This window comes from Chroococcidiopsis cubana SAG 39.79, assembly GCF_003991895.1.
GTDB lineage: Bacteria > Cyanobacteriota > Cyanobacteriia > Cyanobacteriales > Chroococcidiopsidaceae > Chroococcidiopsis > Chroococcidiopsis thermalis.
The window spans coordinates 75,971-90,486 of the sequence record NZ_RSCK01000004.1 but is presented as its reverse complement, the minus strand read 5'-3'; the positions used below and the strand labels follow the sequence as shown (position 1 = coordinate 90,486).

15 protein-coding genes are annotated in these 14,516 nt (G+C 45.4%); 4 read left to right on the top strand and 11 right to left on the bottom strand.

Going from position 1 to position 14,516, the window contains the following annotated elements; translation table 11 throughout:
• Positions 1–58: 58 nt before the first annotated feature.
• The 4 genes from secF to DSM107010_RS38145 all read right to left on the bottom strand — a co-directional run bounded on the left by secF (position 59) and on the right by DSM107010_RS38145 (position 3,710).
• On the bottom strand, positions 59–1,027 hold the full coding sequence (gene secF / locus DSM107010_RS04095) for a protein translocase subunit SecF (RefSeq protein WP_127022428.1): 969 nt from the start codon (positions 1,025–1,027) through the stop codon (positions 59–61).
• Complete coding sequence (secD, locus tag DSM107010_RS04090; RefSeq protein ID WP_127022425.1) at positions 1,024–2,448, bottom strand: protein translocase subunit SecD; 1,425 nt, start codon at positions 2,446–2,448, stop codon at positions 1,024–1,026. Before secD ends, secF begins: the two co-directional genes overlap by 4 nt.
• Before the next feature lie 83 nt (positions 2,449–2,531).
• Complete coding sequence (locus DSM107010_RS04085; RefSeq protein WP_015153537.1) at positions 2,532–3,515, bottom strand: alpha-ketoacid dehydrogenase subunit beta; 984 nt, start codon at positions 3,513–3,515, stop codon at positions 2,532–2,534.
• Between the two features lie 21 nt (positions 3,516–3,536).
• A complete protein-coding gene (locus DSM107010_RS38145; protein ID WP_158631730.1) occupies positions 3,537–3,710 on the bottom strand; it encodes a hypothetical protein in 174 nt (57 codons plus the stop codon).
• Positions 3,711–4,269: 559 nt separating this feature from the next.
• Here DSM107010_RS38145 and DSM107010_RS04080 point away from each other — a divergent pair.
• A complete protein-coding gene (locus DSM107010_RS04080; RefSeq protein WP_015153536.1) occupies positions 4,270–4,467 on the top strand; it encodes a DUF2811 domain-containing protein in 198 nt (65 codons plus the stop codon).
• Positions 4,468–4,659: 192 nt separating this feature from the next.
• Here DSM107010_RS04080 and DSM107010_RS04075 read toward each other — a convergent pair whose 3' ends face one another.
• On the bottom strand, positions 4,660–5,370 hold the full coding sequence (locus DSM107010_RS04075; protein WP_041462394.1) for a response regulator transcription factor: 711 nt from the start codon (positions 5,368–5,370) through the stop codon (positions 4,660–4,662).
• A gap of 704 nt (positions 5,371–6,074) precedes the next feature.
• On the opposite strand from DSM107010_RS04075, the gene DSM107010_RS04070 reads away from it, so the two are divergent.
• Positions 6,075–6,698, top strand: a complete 624-nt coding sequence (locus tag DSM107010_RS04070) for a CPP1-like family protein (protein ID WP_015153534.1) — start codon at positions 6,075–6,077, stop codon at positions 6,696–6,698.
• Between the two features lie 15 nt (positions 6,699–6,713).
• Here DSM107010_RS04070 and DSM107010_RS04065 read toward each other — a convergent pair whose 3' ends face one another.
• The 3 genes from DSM107010_RS04065 to DSM107010_RS04055 form a co-directional block, all read right to left on the bottom strand.
• Complete coding sequence (locus tag DSM107010_RS04065) at positions 6,714–7,412, bottom strand: HAD family hydrolase (protein WP_041462393.1); 699 nt, start codon at positions 7,410–7,412, stop codon at positions 6,714–6,716.
• A 122-nt stretch (positions 7,413–7,534) separates the two neighbouring features.
• Positions 7,535–8,782 carry a 4-hydroxyphenylpyruvate dioxygenase gene (hppD, locus tag DSM107010_RS04060; RefSeq protein ID WP_106168246.1) on the bottom strand — a complete coding sequence of 416 codons (1,248 nt, stop codon included), beginning with the start codon at positions 8,780–8,782 and terminating at the stop codon, positions 7,535–7,537.
• Between the two features lie 186 nt (positions 8,783–8,968).
• Positions 8,969–9,676, bottom strand: coding sequence for an SDR family oxidoreductase (locus DSM107010_RS04055; protein ID WP_015153531.1), 708 nt, complete (start codon positions 9,674–9,676; stop codon positions 8,969–8,971).
• Here DSM107010_RS04055 and DSM107010_RS39375 point away from each other — a divergent pair.
• Positions 9,671–9,883 (top strand): hypothetical protein, encoded by a 213-nt coding sequence (locus DSM107010_RS39375; protein WP_127022422.1) that lies wholly within the window; start codon positions 9,671–9,673, stop codon positions 9,881–9,883. The genes DSM107010_RS04055 and DSM107010_RS39375 overlap by 6 nt on opposite strands.
• Positions 9,884–9,988: 105 nt before the next feature.
• On the top strand, positions 9,989–11,875 hold the full coding sequence (ftsH2, locus tag DSM107010_RS04045; RefSeq protein WP_015153530.1) for an ATP-dependent zinc metalloprotease FtsH2: 1,887 nt from the start codon (positions 9,989–9,991) through the stop codon (positions 11,873–11,875).
• 140 nt (positions 11,876–12,015) lie between these two features.
• Here the strand turns inward: ftsH2 and DSM107010_RS04040 are convergent, their stop codons facing one another.
• From DSM107010_RS04040 to DSM107010_RS04030, 3 genes are read right to left on the bottom strand one after another with little or no spacing between them, the layout of a single operon-like run.
• Positions 12,016–13,440 carry a sensor histidine kinase gene (locus tag DSM107010_RS04040; protein WP_015153529.1) on the bottom strand — a complete coding sequence of 475 codons (1,425 nt, stop codon included), beginning with the start codon at positions 13,438–13,440 and terminating at the stop codon, positions 12,016–12,018.
• Positions 13,441–13,442: 2 nt separating this feature from the next.
• Positions 13,443–13,700: a serine hydrolase gene (locus DSM107010_RS04035; protein WP_041462392.1), complete on the bottom strand. Its 258-nt coding sequence runs from the start codon at positions 13,698–13,700 to the stop codon at positions 13,443–13,445.
• Positions 13,701–13,711: 11 nt separating this feature from the next.
• Positions 13,712–14,512 (bottom strand): alpha/beta fold hydrolase, encoded by an 801-nt coding sequence (locus tag DSM107010_RS04030; protein ID WP_106169202.1) that lies wholly within the window; start codon positions 14,510–14,512, stop codon positions 13,712–13,714.
• Between the last annotated feature and the right edge of the window lie 4 nt (positions 14,513–14,516).

Genomic DNA, 14,516 nt, shown 5'->3' with positions numbered 1-14,516 from the left:
CAAAATTGAGTGGCGCATGGTGCGTAATTTTCAATTGAATTGTCTCCCTGATAACTGTTCACTGGTCGCTGGTTGTTGACAACTGGTTGTTATTCTGAGATTGACCAGTCCGTTCTCGCCACAAGGAAAGTAGGGTACTGGCGATAAAAATACTAGAGTACGCCCCAGCAGCGAAACCAATCATGAGTGCTAAGGCAAAGTTTTTCAGCGTTTCGCCACCAAAGATGAATAAGGTCAGCAAAGTCAGCAATACGGTTAAGGTGGTGTTGATCGATCGCCCCAAGGTTTGATTGACCGCATTGTCTACCACTTGGTCTATGGGTAGATCGGGATTAACCTTCAGGGTTTCGCGGATGCGATCGTAAATGACTACCGTGTCATTGACAGAAAAACCCGTGATTGTTAGCAACGCAACGATAAATAAACTATCAACTTCAGTGCCTTGGACTAAGCCAAGAATCCCGAAAATCCCCGTGGTAATCAAAACATCGTGGAACAGAGCCACGATCGCAAATATGGCGTAGTCTAACTGGAAGCGTAGGCTTAAATAAACGACGATCCCAGCAAAGGAGACGAGTAGAGCAATTAAACCCGAAGATAACAACTGTTGTCCGATGGTTGGACCTACTGTATCGATTTGGGTTGCTTTGGGATCGAACGCGCCAATTTCTTTAGTGAGAGCTTGCTGTAACTGCGTCCTCTCGTCAACATTGAGGTTTTTTGTCCGAATTGAAATACCTTGCTGTTGTCCACGTTCGTCACTTACCAGTTGAATGCTACTATTACCTAATCCGCGCTCGGACATGACTTGACGGACGGCATTGATGTCAATGGGTTTGGCGCAGTTTTCTGGTTTAGAGCAGTCGCGCTGGAGTTGCAATCGCGTTCCACCTACAAAATCGAGGCTCGGACGCAGTGGCGCACCATATTGTTGCCAAGAAATCCCCATCGCCACTAAACCAGCCAGAATCACGATCAGGGAAACTCCCCACCAAAGCGATCGCTGTTTGTTAATATTGAGTCTCATGTCGCCCCCTGTGCCTTATTCGATGCTGGCAAGCTCGGACAGTATAACTCTGGTTTGCGCAAACTGGGAATTGCGATCGCCAACATTAAGAAAGTACGACTACAGGTAATTGCGGTAAACATACTCATGGCAACCCCCAAGGCAAGCGTTAGAGCAAAACCTTTCACTAACCCAGAACCGAGCCAAAACAGCGCGGCACAAGCAATCCAAGTCGTAACGTTGCTATCTAAAATGCTAGAAAAAGCGCGGTAAAAGCCAGATTCTACGGAACGATAGAGCGATTTACCCGCCCGCAATTCTTCCCGCGTCCGCTCGAAAATCAGCACGTTGGCATCCACTGCCATGCCAATACTGAGGATAAATCCAGCGATACCTGGCAGCGTCAGGGTAACACCCAACAAAGCGAAAGTTGCCCATGTCAGCAAAGCATAAATCACCAACGCTAGATCGGCTATGAGTCCAGGCAAGCGGTAGTAAACCACCATAAAGATCAAGACTAAGGACAACCCCCCAACCCCAGCATAAATACTGCGTTGAATGCTATCGCGTCCCAAAGTCGCGCCCACAGTTCGATTTTCAACGATTTCTACGGGTACGGGTAAAGCACCGCCTCGTAATTGCAGCGCTAATTCATTCGCAGACTCGAAATTGAAGTTACCCGTAATTTCTGCTCGTCCGCCTGTAATCCCTGTTTTTTCAAATTCTTGACCGACTACGGGCGTACTGATTGGTTTATCGTCGAGAAAAATTCCCAAACGTCTTCCCGTGCCTGCCAATTCTTTTGTCAGTTGGGCGAATAATTCGCCGCCTTTGGCATCAAATTCTAAAGCTACACTCCAGTTGCTGCCTTGTGTAGGTGTCGCCTGAGCGTACTTGAGATTTTTCCCCGTCAACCCGGTGCGCTCGAATAGCTTTGCTTCTAGCTCGGTAATTTCTTTGATTTTGGCTTCTATTTGGGCATTATTTGCCGCGATCGCCTTTTCGTCTCGTTCCTTCGCACTTTGTAACTTTTGTTGTTCTTCCAGCAATCCTTGAATTTGTTGCTGCCTGTTATTGACAAAAGCTCGACTTTCTGCATTCTCGCGACGAAAATCCAGTTGAGCTGTACCACCTAGTACCCTTTCTGCCTGTTCTGGATCGTTGACTCCTGGAAGTTGGACGAGAATTTGGTCTTGTCCTACTGTTTGAATCACGGGTTCCGATACCCCTAGTCCGTTGACGCGGTTTTCCACCACAGTTTGTACTGCTTCTAACTCGCGTTCGGTGATGCGTTTGATTTCCTCGTTAGGCTTGACCTGAATTGTCAATTGCGAACCCCCCTGGAGGTCTAACCCGAGTGGCACGGGAAATTTCACAATTACGACAATTGCGGCGATGATGAGAACGACAATTAAAGCTAATAGCGATCGCTGTTTTTGCATACTACGTGTTGCGGCAACAAGTGCTATACTAACCTCTTTTTGAGAGGCTGGGGACGCTTGAGCTAGCTCAAGCGTCCCTAAACTTACACCTGAACGGCAACCATCTTTTTCACGGCTTCGACAATTTGCTCTGGTTGTACGATGGTAAGTCTTTCTAGACTGCCGTTGTAGGGTGTGGGAATGTCTTGAGAAGATAGACGCAAGACAGGCGCATCTAATTCATCGAAGAGGCGATCGTTAATTAATGCGGTCAATTCTGCGGCTATACCCCCAGTTTTCATGCACTCTTCCACGATGATGACGCGATGCGTTTTGCGGACGGAAGTAGCAATGGTTTCTATATCTAGGGGTTTTAGAGAAATGAGATCGATAACTTCTGGATCGAATCCCTCTTTCTCTAGCGGCTTGACTGCTTGCATGACGTGGTGGCGCATTCGCGAGTAGGTCAAAATTGTCACGTCTTCGCCACGGCGCACGATTTCTGCTTTGTCTAACGGGACTAAGTATTCGTGTTCTGGTAGGTTTTCCTTGAGGTTGTAAAGTAGTACATGTTCAAAGAATAGAACGGGATTATCGTTGCGAATTGCTGATTTAAGCAACCCCTTAGCGTTATAGGGAGTAGAACAAGCGACTATCTTCAATCCAGGCACTGCTTGGAAGTATGCTTCTAACCGCTGCGAGTGTTCTGCACCCAATTGTCTGCCTACTCCGCCAGGTCCGCGAATTACCATCGGAATTTTAAAGTTGCCACCAGAGGTATAGCGCAGCATTCCTGCGTTATTGGAAATTTGGTTAAAAGCCAGCAGCAAAAACCCCATATTCATCCCTTCGACGATCGGTCGCAAGCCAGTCATCGCTGCTCCTACTGCCATACCCGTGAAGCTATTTTCGGCAATGGGGGTGTCTAGTACCCGTAACTCCCCATATTTCTTATACAAATCTTTTGTAACTTTATACGAGCCGCCGTAGTGACCGACATCCTCACCCAAAACGAATACAGTAGAATCCCGCGCCATTTCCTCGTCGATGGCTTCTTTCAGGGCATTAAAGAATAACGTTTCTGCCATTAACCTTACAACTTTAGTTGACTAATCTAGCATCTTAGCGCTAAACAAGGGGCGAGGAGTGAGGAGTGAGGGAAAGAGAGTGGAGCGTGGTATGGGAAGTATGGGAGAACGCTCGAAGAATTTGCTCCCCGCTCTCTCTTGTCTCCTTTGTCTTCCTTGTCCCCCTTGTCCTCTCCCTTGCTCCTCGCGCCTCATTCCTCATCCCTAAATTCAGAGAGCTTTGCAATTCTTATTTTTCTGTCGAGTTTTCCCCAGGTATTCCCCACTGTTTCCACAGGTAGTCTGGGTTTTTCCACAGCAGGCTTGAGTTTTTCCACAAGAGATGACTTCAGAAATCTGGGTTTACTGCTCTAGTTGTGAATTTCTCACACCGCTTTCTCTCTGCTGAGAATCTGAGAGGATTTGTAAAGATGTGTGACAAAAATGTGGTTAAAACCCTAATTGTATCGTACTGATTTTTTTGTGTTTAGAACCGTTGTAATATTTCGCAGCATTGACGGGACAGGGAAACTTGTCGCACAATGATGCGACTTCCCTTTATAAAACCTGCCGAGAAAACGTTCGGGCGATCGCGCTCCATCGAAGTGATGATTATGCTTTAGCAACGAGGGTTTTTCAGTGCCACAGGTGCAATTATGGTTGCTGCACGAACTACCGAAGGCATTGCATCTTTAACTTGATTTTTAACTTGCGTTTTTTATGTCGTGGAAGTCAGCTTATCCCATTCATGTAACTGTTTGAAGAGAGGTTCTCCATGTCCGCCACCGTTAGCATTTTGACTGAAATTCCCGAGTCATTACACGAATCAATGCAAAATTACTTAGAAACCCATCCTGATTGGGATCAAGACCGAGTGTTTGCCGCAGCATTATCCCTGTTTTTGCTACAAAATAGTAATGGCGATCGCCGTGCCGCTAGAGTCTATCTAGAAACCCTATTTCATCACTCTTAATTTGAGAATGAGTGTGAGTGACTGGTGGCTAATGACTCGTGACTAGATATGAGAACTCTAGCCACCAGCCACTGGTTCCACTGATAACTGACAAAACAAAAGGGTCTTCAACCGCATGAAGACCCTATAGTTTTTCCCTCAGCAGCAAGAGTGTAGCCTTCTAGCTCTGATTTTGTAATTGAGAGTGGTGTGCTATTGACTTTTCCCAGCCTTACTAGGAGCTTCAAATTTATATCCGACACCACGTACTGTCTGAATCAGGATCGGCTGAGCCGCATCAATTTCAATTTTTTTGCGAATCTGACCGATATGCACGTCTACCACCCGCTGATCTCCTACATATTCATAGTCCCAAACTTCTTGAATTAGCTCGGCACGCCGCCAAACTCGACCTGGATGGCTGGCAAGAAAGCGTAACAAATCAAATTCCAATGCAGTTAAGGGAATCAATTCATTGTTAATTGTCACTTCTCGCCGTTCTGGATCGATTGTCAGTTTATCAAACACCAGACGTTGTTTTTCCGCAGTCGTAACTACTCGTTGGCGTTTCAAAATTGCTCCAACTCGGACTTCTAACTCTCCTAAACTAAATGGTTTGGTTAAATAGTCATCCGCACCTTGAGAAAAGCCTCTGATTTTGTCTGCCTCATCAGCTCGACTTGTCAGCATGAGTACAAAAACTTTAGTGCGGTTTTGCATCTCTTGGCAGAGATTGTAACCAAGCGTATCTGGTAGATTTACATCTAGGATGACTAGATCGGGGTTAAATTGCTCGAATAGAGCCAAGGCAGTCTTACCGTCTTCGGCAGCCTCTACCTGATAGTTATGCTTGGTTAAAAAGCGTTGAATTAAATTACGAATTGATGGATCGTCATCAACAACTAGAATTTTGGCAACAGCCATAGGCATTACTTTGAGCAGAGAAGGAATAAAAAGCCTATTCAGCAACCTGGGTGGTAGCGCTAGAACAAGCAGATCGAAACTACCACAATTATTAATCGATAATTCAGGAATGCCAACTCTGAGATCGACCCTGGTGTTCTAATATACTAGTAGAATTTCCCCGGGGATTTTATCGCCAGTACGGGCGCGTAAATCAATTAACCCACAATAACTCGAGCAGTTCTCAATCGAATAGACTCGGGCTAGCAAAACGGCAAAAATTGCCAACTCCGCTATTGTTTGCTTTTGCACCTGTCTCACTAACGGCAGATTTTGCGACTAAAATTTTCTTTTCGACTGCCGATCGCTCAATTCTGCTTGAACTCAGTCGTGCTATTTACGACAGCATGGCTCGGTGTTACAACTTATGTTACGTTTTCGTACAATTACCGAGGTAAAGCAGAAAAGCTTAGCAGTTCTGGTCAAAAACAGTAAACTAAGTGTCCGATCTCAGTAAATCTGAGGTAGAAACCAGCGTACGCGATCGCATTGCCTAGAAGACATGACAGTAAAAAACGAATAAGTGATATTCTGGTTAAGTACGACGATAACCGGTAGCCGCAATAGTCTATTAGAATAGATCTAAATAGGCTAGGCTGACAGCATACGCCTTGTTGTACATTTTTCTATATTCGCCCCCGACTCCGCTAAGGCGATAAATTCACATGATCGAGCAAAGTCCCTACGACAAACTTGGGGTATCAGAAGACGCGACATTCGACGAGATCCAAGAAGCTCGCACTCGCCTCGTACAGCAGTGCAGCAACGATCGGCAGCTGTTGGAGACAGTGGAAGCAGCTTATGATGCCATCTTAATGGAGCGTTTGCGACTGCGCCAAGAAGGAAAGATTAAAGTTCCAGAAGGTATCCGCTTCGCTGAGACGGCTATCCAATCTCCCCCTAAAGAAGTCTCATCGCCTGCGCCTCAAGCCCCAGCGTGGCTGCAAGGTATACAAGACAAGCCTAGCTTGAGTGAGATTCTCATGCCTGGAGTGCTGTACTTAGGGTTGAGCTGTATTGGAGTGTTTTATAGCGCTGTCGGCGCTCAAATCTTGCAATTTTTATTAATCGTTGGTGTTTGTTCGAGCCTCTACTTTCTCTATCGGAAAGAACAAAAATTTGGTCGAGCAGTACTGCTAACAGCTATGGGTTTGGTTGTTGGCTTAATTGGTGGTGGGCTGATCGGTAGTTTGTTGCAAACCCAGATTGCCAGCATTGTAACAGTAGAACAATTTTCTACTGTCCTAACTTTTGTGTTGTTGTGGGTGATTTCTAGCTTTCTACGCTGAGAAAAGATCGAGGTACTAGCTAGCTTGGGCAAATGCAGCGTTGAGAACGAACTCGACTGCTGCATTTAGGTCTTTCACAATTAAATCAGGTTGGTACTGTTGTAGCCGCACGCGATCGCGAATTCCGCATTCTACGGCGATCGCTTTGATCCCGTGCTTTTTTGCCGCAATAATATCCGCTTCCGTATCACCAACCATCCAAACATCGCTAGCAGGGGGCAATTCTACTAAAGCCCTTGCCATCAACAAAGGTTTATCGTCAATGTCGCGAGTTTTCAGATAATCATTGCTTAAACAATAGCAGCGATTTTCAGGAAAAAATCTACCTAGATCGTGCTGTCCGAAAGCATAGTCCAGCTCGCGCACGCGACGCATTGTCATCACTGCTAAATCGATACCAGCTTGCTGGATTTGCTCTAAAGCTTCTACTGCGCCCGGAGCGAGTTTGTCATACTGAAAGTAAGGATGAGCGTGTACCGTTTGTCGCCGCAAATTAGCAAATGTTTTAGCTTGAGTTTCGTCTAGTCCAGATAGGATAGCAATCTGTTTTTCAGGAACCTTAGAGCGCTTCAACTGCCAAAATTCCGCTTTACTCAACTGCGTTACAGCTTGTTCTGGATGGCGAGTTTTCTCTAAACATAATTGATATACGCGGTAGTATCGCTCCGACACATCAATAATAGGTCCGTCAAAATCAGTAATTAATCTAATCATTTTATAGTTAAGATGCTAAGTTTCATTAACACCTTAGCTCAGATGCCATAAGGCGAAATTTTGAATATTTGATGGATGAGTTTAGAAATACTAATTAGTCATCGATCGTTAGTCATTGGTCATTAGCTATTTGGTAAGTTATCTCCCTTGTCTCCCTTGTCTCCCTTGTCTCCCTTGTCCTCCTTGTCTCCCTTGTCCCCCCGACTCCCGATGCCCGACTCTCGCACCTGAAGGCTACCGCGCTTCATCTGTTCTCGTTCGATTGCCTCAAACAGAGCGCGAAAATTACCTTCGCCAAAACCCGTGGCTTGGGAGCGGCGTTCGATAATTTCAAAAAAGAAAGTTGGTTGGGTAAAAATAGGTTGAGTAAAAGTTTGTAGTAGCAAAGCATCAGGGTGGGAATCTTGCCAGTCAACTAAAATTTGCTGTTGGGCGATCGCTTGTAACTCATCAACTGAGATTGGAAATGATATTGGTAATCCCAAACGCTGCTTTAGCTGAGTGTAGTAAGTAGGAGGAACTGAAAGAAAAGATACGCCGTTATTGCGAAATTGCGCGATCGCTTCGATGATGTTGCTAGTTTTGAGGGCGATGTGTTGAATTCCCGCACCTTGATTGCAATCTAAAAATTCCTGAATTTGCGAATTAGGCGATGCAGGTTGATTGATTGGAAACTGAACGCAGCTATTACTAGAAACCATCACCTGACTATGCAAAGCAGAGCGATCGGTTTGAATAGTAAAAGCCTGCTGAGAGCGAAAATCTAAAATCTCTTTATACCATGCCACAGCCGTCTCCAAATCCCCCGCAGCAACGTTTAATACGATGTGATCGATGCCCATGATTGAGGGTAGTGCGTGTTGCGTGGCGTTGGTAATGGGTAATGGGTAATGGGTAGTTGGTAGTTGGTGGTTGGTTATTTTTTCTCCCTCAGTTTCCTCAGCTCTTTTCTGTTTCCTTGTCTTCTCCTGCCTCCTGTCTCCTGTCTCCTGTCTCCTTTCGATCAAAGTATGAGCCAGAGAACCCCAGGCAGAGATTTTACTCCACTTGTAGCCTTGCTGTAATTGTGGGGGGTGTAAGACTTTTGCGCCGTGAGCGATCGCTCTTTGGACGATCGCTTCGAGATCTTCTACAACAAAGGCGACATCCGCCACACCAGGAGGATGATGGCGCAAAAACTGCCAGACTGGACTGAAATGCGATCGCGGTGACGATAGAGCGAAGCAGACGAAACCACTCTTCACCACTTCTGTATCAGTGTAGCGATCGCGGCTGTAACTAGCTACAGTTTGAAAGCCTAATTTGCTGACAAACCAGTCACGCCAAGCTTTTGCATCTTCTACGTAGAAGTGAATCCGATCGATTTTCATATTTTTGGAAAATTCAGCATCACAGCCTATCTCTTTGTAAATTTTGCCTGTTTTGCTGAATTTACCATTCGCTCTTAAGCAAGAATTGCAGAATCAGTTGTCAGTTATCAGTTATCAATTATCAGGGCAAGGGTAATTGGTAATTGGTAATTGGTAATGGGTAGCTGCTTCCTTGTCCCCTTGTCTCTAAAAAAACAAGTGACTGTCTGGCTGAATATTAATTTCCATCGGGACTGCTTGCGGTTCTGCTTGGAGGGCATAAAAGATTGCATTGGCAGCAGTTTCGGTACTGAGCATTTTTTTGCGATCGACTTTTAGCTGTATGTTGTCCCAGAAGGGAGAGTCTACGCCACCAAAATAAAATAGCGTGAACTTCACACCAAAACGCTTCAACTCTTCCGCCATGCATTTACTGAAACCAACTACACCAAACTTGGAAGCGCTGTATGCTGCTGCCATTGCCATTGAATGCTTGCCCAAAATTCCAACTACGTTACAAATATGCCCGGATTTCTGCCGTTGCATGAATTCAGCTGCGGCTTGGCAGGTGTAGAAGCTACCCTTCAAGTTTAGGTCTAACATCGCCTCTAGATCGGCTGGTTCTAGAGCATTGTAAGGCTTTAATATTCCTGCACCAGCTGCATTTACTAAAGCATCAATTTTTCCAAACTGAGCTGTAGTTTGCTCCATCAGGGCATTTACCGAGGTGCGATCGGTGATATCTGTGGGAACAGTCAATACTGACTTAACTGACAACTGTGTTGCCAAGTCTTGCAGCGCGCTGCTATTTCTAGCTGCTAACACCAGACGCGCTCCAGTTGGAGCCAGTTTGCGAGTTAAAGCTGAACCAATACCCCCAGTTGCACCGACAACTACAACCACCTTGTCTTGCATCTTTCTTTACATTTGTTTACATCTCTCTACATGGTAGATGAACTGATTGGTTATTGGTCACCGATCGCTGGTCACTGGTCGCTGGTCACCGATCGCTGGTCACTGGTCACTGAATTAGCGCGATCGCTTAAAATTACGTTAAATTTGATTAAGATAGTAATCAAACTGCTATCAGTATCTTCATACACTAGAAGATTTACTGATTGAAAGAAAAGTTAACAATATCTGTTTAAGGACTATCGTTTACGGGATAAAAGCGCCCGCCTGTAGTCAAACTGATTTGTTGTATCTACACCTAGAGGCAACTAACTGATGAAATTTTCTTGGAGAGTCCTAGTACTGTGGACACTGCCTGCACTCGTGATAGGCTTTTTCTTCTGGCAGGGGGCATTTGCTGGCGCTCCTGCTGATATGAGTAAGAACGCCGCCAGTACTCGGATGACTTACGGTCGTTTTCTGGAATATCTAGATGCTGGTCGCGTCACTAGTGTAGACCTATATGAAGGCGGACGGACGGCAATTGTAGAGGCAGTCGATCCAGAACTGGACAATCGCGTCCAAAGGCTGCGGGTAGACCTGCCATACAGCGCTCCCGAAGTGATTGCTAAACTCAGAGCGGGAAATGTAAGCTTTGATTCTCACCCGATGCGAAATGATGGGGCAATTTGGGGTTTACTGGGTAATCTCATTTTCCCCGTGCTGTTGATTGGCGGTTTATTCTTCTTATTCCGTCGCTCTAGTAATATTCCGGGTGGACCAGGGCAAGCACTTAACTTTGGTAAATCCCGTGCTAGATTCCAGATGGAAGCCAAGACGGGCATAAAATTTGATGACGTAGCGGGAATTGACGAAGCCAAAGAGGAATTACAAGAAGTCGTGACTTTCCTCAAACAGCCAGAACGCTTCACTGCTGTTGGCGCACGCATACCCAAAGGCGTACTGTTAGTAGGACCCCCAGGAACGGGGAAGACATTACTGGCAAAAGCGATCGCTGGGGAAGCAGGAGTCCCATTTTTCAGCATCTCCGGTAGCGAATTCGTGGAAATGTTCGTTGGTGTCGGTGCATCGCGAGTACGGGATTTATTCAAGAAAGCCAAAGACAACGCCCCGTGTTTGATCTTCATTGATGAAATTGACGCAGTAGGTAGACAAAGAGGCGCGGGAATTGGTGGCGGAAACGACGAGAGAGAGCAAACTCTCAACCAATTGCTCACAGAAATGGACGGTTTTGAAGGTAATACGGGAATTATCATCATTGCTGCTACCAACCGTCCTGACGTACTCGATGCGGCATTATTACGTCCCGGTCGATTCGATCGCCAAGTTACAGTAGATGCACCAGACATCAAAGGGCGTTTGGAAATTCTCAAAGTCCACGCCAGAAACAAGAAGCTTGCTGACACAGTATCGTTAGAAGCAATTTCTCGCCGCACTCCTGGGTTTACAGGAGCAGATTTAGCCAACTTGCTGAATGAAGCGGCGATTTTGACGGCAAGACGACGTAAAGACGCGATTACCCTGCTAGAAATTGACGACGCTGTAGATCGCGTTGTAGCAGGGATGGAAGGCACACCGTTGGTAGATAGCAAGAGTAAGCGGTTGATTGCCTATCATGAAATCGGACATGCTTTAATCGGTACGCTGATTAAAGACCACGATCCGGTACAGAAAGTCACGCTAGTACCACGCGGACAAGCTCAAGGTTTGACTTGGTTTACTCCTAGCGAAGAACAAGGATTGATCTCGCGATCGCAGCTCAAAGCTAGAATTAGTGGTGCTTTAGGTGGTAGAGCTGCTGAAGATATCATCTTTGGTACGGCAGAAGTGACTACTGGTGCAGGTAATGACTTGCAACAAGTAACGGGAATGGCGCGACAGATGGTGACAAGATTTGGGATGTCAGATTTGGGTCCCCTGTCGTTAGATAGCCAAAGCTCAGAGGTATTTTTGGGACGTGACTTGATGACTCGTTCCGATTACTCAGACGCGATCGCTTCTCGCATCGATGCTCAGGTTCGCGCTATTGTCGACCAATGCTATGAGTTGGCAAAGAAACTCGTCCGTGACAATCGCACTGTGATGGATCGCTTAGTCGATTTGTTGATCGAAAAAGAAACCATCGACGGCGAAGAGTTTCGTCAGATTGTGGCTGAATACACCGACGTACCAGAAAAGCAGCAGTACGTGCCAACGCTGTAAGTTTGTCACATTAATTCTGTTGGTTTTTGCCACAAGTTAGATCCCCCCAACCCCCCTTCAAAAGGGGGGCTTTTGTTTTGACTTTTAACTTTTGACTTTTGACTTGTTTTATCAGGGGGCTTTTGTTTTGGCGTAGGGAATTATGAAGCTGCGATCGGTAAACGTACCCGAAAACAGGTGTCTCCAGGCTTTGACGTAAAATTGATGTCGCCGTGATGCTTGCCCACAATAATCCGATACGTGACATCCAAACCCAAACCCGTGCCTTGTCCTACACCTTTAGTGGTAAAAAATGGCTCGAAAATACGGGGTTGAATATTGGCAGGAATGCCCGATCCGTTGTCGGCGATCTCGACTACTATATGGTCGTGTTCTTGCCAAGTCCGCAGCCAAATCTTGCCCTGTCCTTGCATGGCATCGATCGCATTATCAATGAGGTTCGTCCACACTTGATTCAATGCCCCACCATAACCGACAATTCGCGGCAAGTTGCGATCGTAGTTGCGGATTACAGTCACGCCACCTTTGAGTTTGTGACTTAAAATTGTCACAGTGCTTTCTAGCCCTTGATGTACGTCTACGTCTTGTAGAGGGGCGCGATCCATGTAAGAGTAATCTTTAATTGCCTGTACTAACTGAGAAATGCGATCGGCACAGCGATCGATCTCTTCAATTGCCCCAACACCTGTAAGGGATGCAGCTAACCAAGCGATCGCCCCAGATAGGGCATCGGTAGGTATTTTCTGGGCGATGCTTTCTAGCCAAGTTGAATCTAACCCAGTTCCAACTAAAATGGGGGCGAGTTGCCAACTATTTTCTACATGATGGGTTGTCAGCCACTCAGCTATTTCATCCTCGCGATCGCTTTGTGTCAGTGGATCGAGAGTAGATATATTTTGCGCCCGTTGCACTGCCTCGCACTGCATATCAATCAAAAAGCCGAGTTGTTCGTTTGTCATCTGCTGCTTCAGCTTTAAAGTGAAGCAGGGTATATCTTGCCAAAGTTCGTGCAGGTGTTTGGCACTGCGTCTGACAGCGGCAGCGGGATTATTCATTTCGTGCGCGAGTCCGGCAGCTAACGTTCCTAAAGCAGCTAATTTTTCTCGTTGCTGTGCTATGGTTTGCACCGTTTGCATTCGCTGCGCCATCGTGCTGAGAATGGAGGCAGTAACGCAGGAACAAGTAGATAGTAAGCGCCAAAATGCGTCTTTTGGTAGTTCAAAAATGCGCGATCGCTTAATCGCAATTCCACTCGCCCAATAAGTATCTTGCCCCATTAATACGGGTAATTCACCAAACAGAGTTTGCGTGTCGTAGGTAGCTAAAACGAGTTGCTGATTTCCTACCTGCTGGGTAATCCGAATTTCTCCTTCTAGCAAGATAAAAACATGGTCGGCTGGATCTCCTTCTTGACGGTGAACTTCTCCTGCTTCCCGCCATACTTCTTGTCCGCGATCGCATAACCACTGCAATTCTGTTTCTGGTAATTTAACAAATAGCGGTACTTGGCGGAGTGCGTCTTTGATATTGAGTTGCTGACGTGGAAGATTTTGAATGTTGGTCATAATTATCCTTCGTAGCATGTCAAAAGTGGTAGGGGCGGGTTTCTACTTTTATTTTGTTTCACTAACATCATCGTGGCAGCAGCAAAAGTTTTGCCAACTGATGCCAATTCGTAAATAGAATTTTTTGTTGCTGGTACTGATAATTCTACATTTGCTAATCCATAGTCTTTTACTAGCAAGGGACTACCATCTTTTACTACTGCAATAGAAAGCCCAGGAATAGAACGACTAATTCTTAAAATTTCAATATATTCGTCCATTGCGATCGCTTCTAAGCTACTTTAGCTAAAAATTGCATGACTGCTCGATTAAATATTTCTGGAAATTCCATCCAATAATTATGTCCACCTTTCTCCGATATGACTAATTCTGCATTAGGAATATTTGCAGCTAACTCCTCAGAAAAATTCAAAGGAATAAATATTTCATCTTTACCAATAAGCACTAAAGTAGGAGCATAGATTCGATGGATCTCGTCTCTTGTATCGTGTTCTAAAAGAGCAGCGATTTGTCCTACAAAGCCATGTGTTGGTTGAGGATGTGCATGATTCAATCCCAGGTTTACCGCTGCTGTAACTCGCGCCTCATCTGCCAAAAATTCATCTGTAAACACCCATAAGCAAATCTCTTGCAGTCGGGTTTCTGTAGAAACCTGTTCCTCAAGCATTTTTAACCATAACTTAGTTAAATATCTAGCTCTAGCTGGAAACTTAGCAGATGTCGCGACCAAAATTAGGCTTTTCACAACTTCTGGATATTTTAAAGCAATTTGCTGAGCGATCGTTCCACCCATTGAAAAACCTAAAATATGGGCATTTTTAATATTTAAAAACTTCAATAATTCCACTATGTCATCAGCCATCATTGCAGTAGAGTAAGGTATATTAGGAGAATCAGATTGCCCTACGCCGCGATTATCAAGAACAATAACTCGATACTTTTGAGAAAATGCAGAAATCTGATCTGCCCAAGCACTACTATCCAAGCTCAAACCTTGAATTAGGACTAAGGGCTCTCCAGCTCCATGTACCTCATAGTACATATTAATATTGCTCAACTTAGCTGAAGGCATTCTT

Excerpts from the sequence above, each read along its gene's own strand:
- DSM107010_RS04080 (WP_015153536.1), top strand. The coding sequence starts at position 4,270 with ATGTCCGCCACCGTTAGCATTTTGACTGAAATTCCCGAGTCATTACAC.
- DSM107010_RS04035 (WP_041462392.1), bottom strand. The coding sequence starts at position 13,700 with ATGGACGAATATATTGAAATTTTAAGAATTAGTCGTTCTATTCCTGGG.
- DSM107010_RS04040 (WP_015153529.1), bottom strand. The coding sequence starts at position 13,440 with ATGACCAACATTCAAAATCTTCCACGTCAGCAACTCAATATCAAAGAC.
- DSM107010_RS04075 (WP_041462394.1), bottom strand. The coding sequence starts at position 5,370 with ATGGCTGTTGCCAAAATTCTAGTTGTTGATGACGATCCATCAATTCGT.
- DSM107010_RS04070 (WP_015153534.1), top strand. The coding sequence starts at position 6,075 with ATGATCGAGCAAAGTCCCTACGACAAACTTGGGGTATCAGAAGACGCG.
- DSM107010_RS04055 (WP_015153531.1), bottom strand. The coding sequence starts at position 9,676 with ATGCAAGACAAGGTGGTTGTAGTTGTCGGTGCAACTGGGGGTATTGGT.
- secD (WP_127022425.1), bottom strand. The coding sequence starts at position 2,448 with ATGCAAAAACAGCGATCGCTATTAGCTTTAATTGTCGTTCTCATCATC.
- hppD (WP_106168246.1), bottom strand. The coding sequence starts at position 8,782 with ATGAAAATCGATCGGATTCACTTCTACGTAGAAGATGCAAAAGCTTGG.
- DSM107010_RS38145 (WP_158631730.1), bottom strand. The coding sequence starts at position 3,710 with ATGAGGCGCGAGGAGCAAGGGAGAGGACAAGGGGGACAAGGAAGACAA.
- DSM107010_RS04030 (WP_106169202.1), bottom strand. The coding sequence starts at position 14,512 with ATGCCTTCAGCTAAGTTGAGCAATATTAATATGTACTATGAGGTACAT.
- ftsH2 (WP_015153530.1), top strand. The coding sequence starts at position 9,989 with ATGAAATTTTCTTGGAGAGTCCTAGTACTGTGGACACTGCCTGCACTC.
- DSM107010_RS04085 (WP_015153537.1), bottom strand. The coding sequence starts at position 3,515 with ATGGCAGAAACGTTATTCTTTAATGCCCTGAAAGAAGCCATCGACGAG.
- DSM107010_RS04065 (WP_041462393.1), bottom strand. The coding sequence starts at position 7,412 with ATGATTAGATTAATTACTGATTTTGACGGACCTATTATTGATGTGTCG.
- secF (WP_127022428.1), bottom strand. The coding sequence starts at position 1,027 with ATGAGACTCAATATTAACAAACAGCGATCGCTTTGGTGGGGAGTTTCC.